Genomic DNA, 6,476 nt, shown 5'->3' on the forward strand with positions numbered 1-6,476 from the left:
ACCACCATGGCTGACCAGGACCGCCTCACCCACGTCGACGAGACGGGTGCGGCCCGGATGGTCGACGTCTCGCAGAAGAGCGTCACCGACCGGGTCGCGACGGCGTCGGGCCGGGTGCTGGTCAGCCGCGAGGTGATCCGGCTGCTGAACGGGGTCGGGGTGCCCAAGGGAGACACCCTCGCCGTGGCCCGGCTCGCCGGGATCATGGGCGCCAAGCAGACCCCGTCCCTGATCCCGCTGTGCCACCCGCTCGCGCTCTCCTCGGTGCAGGTCGACCTCGCGGTGAGCGAGGACGCGGTCGAGATCCGGGCGACGGTGGGCACCACGGACCGAACCGGGGTCGAGATGGAGGCCCTGACCGCGGTGGCGGTCGCGGCGCTCACCGTGATCGACATGGTCAAGGCCGTGGACAAGGCGGCCGTGATCACCGACATCCAGGTGGACGCCAAGTCGGGTGGCCGCTCGGGCGACTGGGTACGGGACGGCTCATGAGCCTGCGTGCCGAGGTCGTCGTCGCCTCCAACCGTGCCGCCGCCGGGGTCTATCCGGACGAGACCGGTCCCCTGATCGTCTCCTTCCTGCGCGAGCAGGGCTTCGTCTGCGACGCACCCGTGGTCGTGCCGGACGGTGATCCGGTCGGCGCCGCCATCGAGGCTGCGGTGGCGGGGGGCGCTCGGGTCGTCCTCACCACCGGCGGCACCGGTCTGACCCCGACGGACCGGACGCCCGAGGTCACCGCCCCGCTGCTGGACCGTTCGGTGCCGGGCATCGCCGAGGCGATCCGTGCCGCCGGCATCGCGCAGGGCGTGCCGACGGCGGTGCTCTCCCGGGGCCTGGCCGGAGTGGTGGGCTCGTGCCTGGTGGTCAACCTGCCGGGGTCGCGGGGCGGCGTGAAGGACGCGCTCGGCGTGCTGGCGCCGGTCCTCGGTCACGCTGTCGAGCAGATCGTCGGCAGCGACCATTGACCAGTGGATGGCCGGCCTGGTTGTCGGCGGACGAGATCCGGCTACGGCCGATCGGGCACCGCGATGCCCGTCGCTGGCGTGAGGCCCGGCACCGCAGTGCGGCGTGGCTCGCGCCCTGGGACGCCACCGTCCCGCCCGGTCATCAGGTCCGGCCGTCCTCCTTCCACACGCTGGTCCGGCGGCTGCACCGCCAAGCGCGGGCCGGCGCCACAGTGCCGTTCGCGATCAAGGTGGACGAGGAGTTCGCCGGTCAGGTGACGGTGAGCAACATCGTGCGGGGGTCGGCCCAGTTCGCCTCGATCGGCTACTGGATCGACCAGCAGTACGCCGGGCGCGGGGTCATGCCCCGTGCGGTCGCCCTGGTCATCGACCACTGCTTCACCTCGGTGGGGCTGCACCGGATCGAGATCGCCATCCGGCCGGAGAACTCCAACTCCCTGCGGGTGGTGGAGAAGCTCGGGATCCGCGAGATCGGGTACGCGCCGCGGTTCCTGCACATCGACGGGGCCTGGCGGGATCACCGGATCTACGCGGTGACGGTCGAGGAGTGCCCGGAGGGGATGCTCGCCCGGCTCCGGAACGGGTGAATCACATCTGTCCCACCAGTCATTTTGCGACACACCTATGGACATCCGTCCCACACTCGGCTAGCGAACCTAACCTCTGAGGCGTGGACCTGAGTGCTTTCATCTTCGTCGCCCTTGCCGTTGCCTGGGCCGTCTATCTCGTTCCCAAGGCACTCAAGCACCACGACGACGTGGTGCGCAGCCGCTCGGTCGACCGGTTCTCGCACACGATGCGGGTCCTGGCGCGCCGCGAGCCCGTGGACCGGCGCAACGCCCGGCTGGTGGTGACCCCCGGCCGCTCCACCTCGGTCCCGATCGTGACCACCAAGGCCTCGGTCGCCGAGGCGGCGCCGACCGCTGCCCAGCTGCGCGCCCGCGCCCGCGCCCGCCGTGAGGCCGCCCGGCTCGCTGCCCGTCGTCGACGCCGCGTGCTGGGCGCCGTACTCCTCGCCACCCTCGCCACGGTCGTCCTGGCCGCGCTGGCCGTGATCGGGTGGGTCTGGGTCGCCGTCCCCGTCGTCCTGCTGGTGGCCTGGTTGGTGGCCTGCCGCCTGATGGTCAAGGCCGAGCGGGCCGTCGTCGAGACCGTCCCGGTCGCCGACACGGCAGCGTCCGTCGCCGACAGCGCCGAGCCGGCCGTGACGCCCGCAGCTCCGGGCAGTGTCGCGCCGGTCGCGACCGGGGGCGACTCGACGGAGGACACCTCGCACATGGAGGCGGTCGCCGTCGGTGGCGTCGACCCGACCCTGTGGGACCCGGTGCCGGTCACGCTCCCGACGTACGTCACCAAGCCGGCCGCCACCCGGCGCACCGTCCGCACCATCGACCTCGACGACACCGGGGTGTGGACGTCCGGCAACACCGCGGGCGACTCCCGGTTGGCGCGTGAAGCCGAGGCGGCCGACCAGGCGTCACGGGCCGTCCGTGGGCAAGACGGCGAACACCGAGCCACCGGCTCCTGACGCAGGTACCGTGCGGGGATGGCCTCCCCCCGGGTTCTCAAGCACTCACGCGAGTTCGCCGCGTCGGTGCCTCACGCCTTCGACACGGTGCTCAACGCATCCCTGCCGGACATCTTCGGTCGGCGCTACGCCGCGATCGCACCCGTGCGCCAGGTGCGCAGCCAGGACGGCCGGTGGGGTGACGTCGGACAGACCCGCACCATCGCCATGTCCGACGGCGTGCGCATGCAGGAGGAGCTGACCTCGGTCCACGCGCCCCGCCAGTTCACCTACGAGATCACCGGGATCAAGGGCCTGATGCGGCCGCTGGTCGCGAAGGCCGAGGGGCGCTGGACCTTCGACCGGATCGGCAACGGGGTCCGGGTGACCTGGCAGTGGACGGTCCACCCCCGCAACGGGGTGGCCGCGCTCGGCATGCCGTTGCTGGCTCGCATGTGGCACGGCTATGCCCGTCAGGGCATGGAGGAGCTCGCCAAGATCCTCCGGTGACCCCCGCCCGCTGCCGCGGGCAGGGTCAGCGCTTCCGGAAGCGGGCGATCGCGAAGTCGCCGTCGTAGTCGCCGTCCGACCCGGTGTAGTGCCCGCCGACCACGACGATGCGGTTGCCCCGGTTCGCCACCGCCCGGCCGCTCGAGTGCCCGCCGTTGCGGGGCTGGAAGACGGTCTCGGTGATCCCGTCGGAGGCGAAGCGGGAGTCGACCGAGCCGTTCGGCCGGTACCGCGCGAGCGTGAAGGCGCCGCTGGTCGTGCCGGTCGCGAGGATCATCCCGTTCCGCTGGCGGCTCAGGCCGTTGATCGCGCCCGGCACGCCGTCGAAGGAGTGCGTGACGAGCCCGTCGTCGCCGAAGCTGGGGTCGGGTTCGCCGTCCGCCTGCACTCGCCCCAGGGCGGCCCGTCCGTCGCCGTCGGACTCGCGGGCGCCGCCGCCGAGCAGCAGCCGGCCGTCGGGGCGCACCAGCAGGGTGCTCGCCCGGGCGTCGTCGGAGGGCTCCCCCAGGGACGTCCAGCCGTCGCCGCCCCCGAAGCTGGAGTCCAATGTGCCGTCGTCGGCGTAGCGCGCGACGAACATCTGGCGCACCGGGAAGGGGGTGTCGAGGTCTCGCCATCCGGCCACCACCGGGAGGCCGTCACGCTGCAGCCGCACCGTGGCGGCGTAGGCGAGCGAGGGGAGCGGCTCGGTGGTCAGGGAGATGCCCTCGTCGCCGAAGCTCCGGTCCAGCTGCCCGCGACGGGTGTAGCGCACCCGCACGAACTGCTCGTAGTTCACGATGCCGGCGGTCAGGATGCGCCCGCGGCTGTCGAGCACCAGGTCCTCGACCGACGACTCCCAGGCAGGGAGTCGGGTGCGCACCCGGCCGTTGCGGCCGAAGGCTCGGTCGATCCTGCCGTTGCGCAGGTAGCGCACGAGCACCTGGTCGCCGCCCGAGACGGCGCCGGCGACGAGGATCCGTCCACCCCTGAGCGGGATCACGCGGGTGACGTACGCGCCGCCGCCCACCCTGGTCGAGGTCCGGCCGTCCTTGCTGAACGTCCGGTCGGGTTTGCCGTTCCTGGTCCGCCGGGCGATCGCGAACCGACCGTTCGAGACGCCGACCGTGACCACCTTGTGGTTGCGCAGCACGAGAACATCTGTGGCGGCCACCAGCCGGCCGAACTCGATGATGGCGCGGCCGTCATGGCTGAACGAGCGATCGAGATCGCCGGGCGGCGCGGCCTGGGAAGGGGCGCCGACCCCTGCCAGGGCGCCGGCCCCCAGGACGACCGAGAGGCCACCCATCAGGATCTTGCGGACGTGTGGTGCACGCACGGTGAACACTGCTCCCTCCCCCAGGGGGCGCGTCGGGTCGGGGCCGGAGAGGCGTGACGCGCCGGCGGTGCAGGTGAGTGCCGCCGCCACTACGAACCTAACCCGGGTCCGGTCATCGTGACGAGGATTCCGCAGTCCGAGCACGAGTCGTTGTGCGATTGGGACCGCTCCACCCTCGGGTGCTAACGTTTCCCACCGCGTCCTCGGACGCAGTTCGGGGCTGTGGCGCAGTTGGTAGCGCGTCTCGTTCGCAATGAGAAGGTCAGGGGTTCGAATCCCCTCAGCTCCACCCCGTGATCTCCACCGAGATCTTCAAGAGCCGGACCCGGTCAGTGGGTCCGGCTCTTGTCATTTCCCTCCGAGGTCGGCCCTGGGCGGGTCGGCCCTGGGCGGGTCGGCCCCGGGCGCTGACTTGCGAATGAGAATCATGATCATTACGGTGTGGAGCACGTGTCGGCCATCCGGGACCGACGCAGCCGCCTGCCCACCTGGCGGTCATCTGAAAGGAAGCACCATGTCCACGTTCTTGGCACGGGCAGCGGTTCTCGCTGCGACCACCATCTCGGCGGTGGCCCTCTCCGCCGGCTCGGCCTCGGCCACCCCGGCGTGTGCGGACCCGGTGGTCAACGTCCTGCACCTCGCGCACGACACCACCGGCGACCCGGCCGGGGCGGTTCACGCCGCCGAGGCGACCTACTGCGGCGTCAAGCCTTAGCAGTACGCGGTCGGGGACCCAGGGCGGGCGAGGACGATGAGCAGCGGTACGTCAATGAGGGCCCACGGCCACACCTCCGGGTCGGCGCGTTGGGGTCTCGTCGCCCTGCTGCTGGCGGCCGTCCTGGTCCCCGGCACCGTGATGGTGCGCGGCTCCGCGGCGACTGCAGCGACGCCGCACTGCGGCGACGTGGTCACGGGCACCTCCGGCGTCTGGACGCGACGTACGGTGCCGGCGTTCCCCGTCGGCGAGCACCGGATCGCGACCCACGCGGTCGACCCCAGGTCGCCCGAGCGTCAGTACCTCAGCAACGGGTTCTCGGTGATGGGCACGCACGACGGCTGCACCTGGTCGGAGGTGTTCCGGGTTCCGGAGTCGCCCTCGGCGCGGATGCCTGCCTCGGCGACCACGGATCGAATCCTCGAGATCGTCGTCCACCCGCGCTCGCCGGACCGGGTGTGGATGGTGCTGGGGATCGGCCAGGAGGTCGCCGACCGGGTGGACCTCGGGGTGCCGCTCAGTCCGGGGAGCGAGGGGCAGGGTGACGGCGCCCGGACGCTCGTCGTGTCCAGCCGCGATGCCGGGCAGACGTGGCAGCCCATGACGGGCCCTCCCATCGAAGGAGCTCCCGGGCCCTTGGCACCGGCACCCACGAGTCCGTCGGTGCTCTACCTCCCCACGGCGAGCGGGCTCCACGCCAGTGTCGACGGCGGTACCACCTGGACGGTGAGACCGCCGGTCGTCACTCCTCCGTCGCCGCAGCAGAAGCCCCTGGATGCCGTCAACAGTCCGCTGCTCACTCGCGTGACGGTGGACCCGATGGACCCCTCCGTCCTGTACGGGCGGACCAGCACCATCGTCCGATCCTCCGACGGTGGCCTGACCTGGTCGTCGGACGGACTCCCACCCGGTCACGTCACCGGCCCCTTCGTCGACACCGATCCCACGTCGACCAGGAGGATCCTGGTCGGGTTCCAGGCCTTCAGCACGACCCCGGTGGAGTCATGGTGGCTTCGCCGACCCGCCGACAGCGCTTTCACGCACGTCCCGCTCGAGCCGGGCACGATCGACGGCGTTCCGTGGCGCGCGGCGTGGAGCGCCGTCGGCGGCGAGCTGCTGATGGCCACCTGGGACCGGGGGAGCGCGGCGAGCTTCCCCGACGTGTCGCTCTATCGCGTCGACCCGAACGGCGCCGTCGAGGACGTCAACGACCTCGACCTCCCCCCGGTCCGTGGGCTGCTCGCCGACGACTTCGGGGGGTTCCACCTGCACACCGCACACGAACTGGTCACGCTGCGTCCGCTGTCGACCCCGCTGCCGCAGGGAGCACCCCAGGTGGAGATGGGTCCGTTCGCCACCCCCTCCCCGCCGCAGCCGGCCCCGGCAGTCCTCTCCGGGCCGGGGGCCGTGGCCCTCGAGCCCGGTCGGAACAGCGACATCACCTTCTCGCTGAACCTGCCG

Annotated in this window: 8 protein-coding genes and 1 tRNA gene; 8 read left to right on the plus strand and 1 reads right to left on the minus strand. The window is 72.0% G+C overall.

From position 1 onward, the window contains the following. Positions 1 to 6: 6 nt before the first annotated feature. The 5 genes from moaC to ABZE72_RS05920 all read left to right on the plus strand — a co-directional run bounded on the left by moaC (position 7) and on the right by ABZE72_RS05920 (position 2,982). On the plus strand, positions 7 to 492 hold the full coding sequence (gene moaC / locus ABZE72_RS05900) for a cyclic pyranopterin monophosphate synthase MoaC (protein ID WP_372728095.1): 486 nt from the start codon (positions 7 to 9) through the stop codon (positions 490 to 492). Further along, a complete protein-coding gene (locus ABZE72_RS05905) occupies positions 489 to 965 on the plus strand; it encodes a molybdenum cofactor biosynthesis protein B (RefSeq protein ID WP_372728096.1) in 477 nt (158 codons plus the stop codon). The genes moaC and ABZE72_RS05905 overlap by 4 nt, the downstream gene beginning before the upstream one ends. Before the next feature lie 20 nt (positions 966 to 985). Beyond that, the gene (locus ABZE72_RS05910; protein ID WP_372728097.1) at positions 986 to 1,552 is read left to right on the plus strand and encodes a GNAT family N-acetyltransferase; all 567 of its coding nucleotides are present in this window, start codon (positions 986 to 988) and stop codon (positions 1,550 to 1,552) included. An 83-nt stretch (positions 1,553 to 1,635) separates the two neighbouring features. Next, positions 1,636 to 2,493, plus strand: a complete 858-nt coding sequence (locus tag ABZE72_RS05915; protein WP_372728098.1) for a hypothetical protein — start codon at positions 1,636 to 1,638, stop codon at positions 2,491 to 2,493. 18 nt (positions 2,494 to 2,511) lie between these two features. Further along, positions 2,512 to 2,982, plus strand: a complete 471-nt coding sequence (locus ABZE72_RS05920; RefSeq protein WP_372728099.1) for an SRPBCC family protein — start codon at positions 2,512 to 2,514, stop codon at positions 2,980 to 2,982. Positions 2,983 to 3,007: 25 nt separating this feature from the next. Here the strand turns inward: ABZE72_RS05920 and ABZE72_RS05925 are convergent, their stop codons facing one another. Beyond that, positions 3,008 to 4,300, minus strand: a complete 1,293-nt coding sequence (locus ABZE72_RS05925; RefSeq protein WP_372728100.1) for a hypothetical protein — start codon at positions 4,298 to 4,300, stop codon at positions 3,008 to 3,010. Between the two features lie 216 nt (positions 4,301 to 4,516). On the opposite strand from ABZE72_RS05925, the gene ABZE72_RS05930 reads away from it, so the two are divergent. From ABZE72_RS05930 to ABZE72_RS05940, 3 genes are all read left to right on the plus strand, one after another. Then, positions 4,517 to 4,589 (plus strand) — tRNA-Ala (locus ABZE72_RS05930). A gap of 225 nt (positions 4,590 to 4,814) precedes the next feature. Further along, entirely contained in the window at positions 4,815 to 5,015 is a 201-nt protein-coding gene (locus ABZE72_RS05935) for a hypothetical protein (protein ID WP_372728101.1), read from the plus strand. A 54-nt stretch (positions 5,016 to 5,069) separates the two neighbouring features. After that, a partial coding sequence (locus ABZE72_RS05940; RefSeq protein WP_372728102.1) for a WD40/YVTN/BNR-like repeat-containing protein occupies positions 5,070 to 6,476 on the plus strand: 1,407 nt, incomplete at its 3' end.

Origin of the sequence: Nocardioides sp. (genome assembly GCF_041600255.1) — a bacterium.
Taxonomy (GTDB): Bacteria; Actinomycetota; Actinomycetes; order Propionibacteriales; family Nocardioidaceae; genus Nocardioides.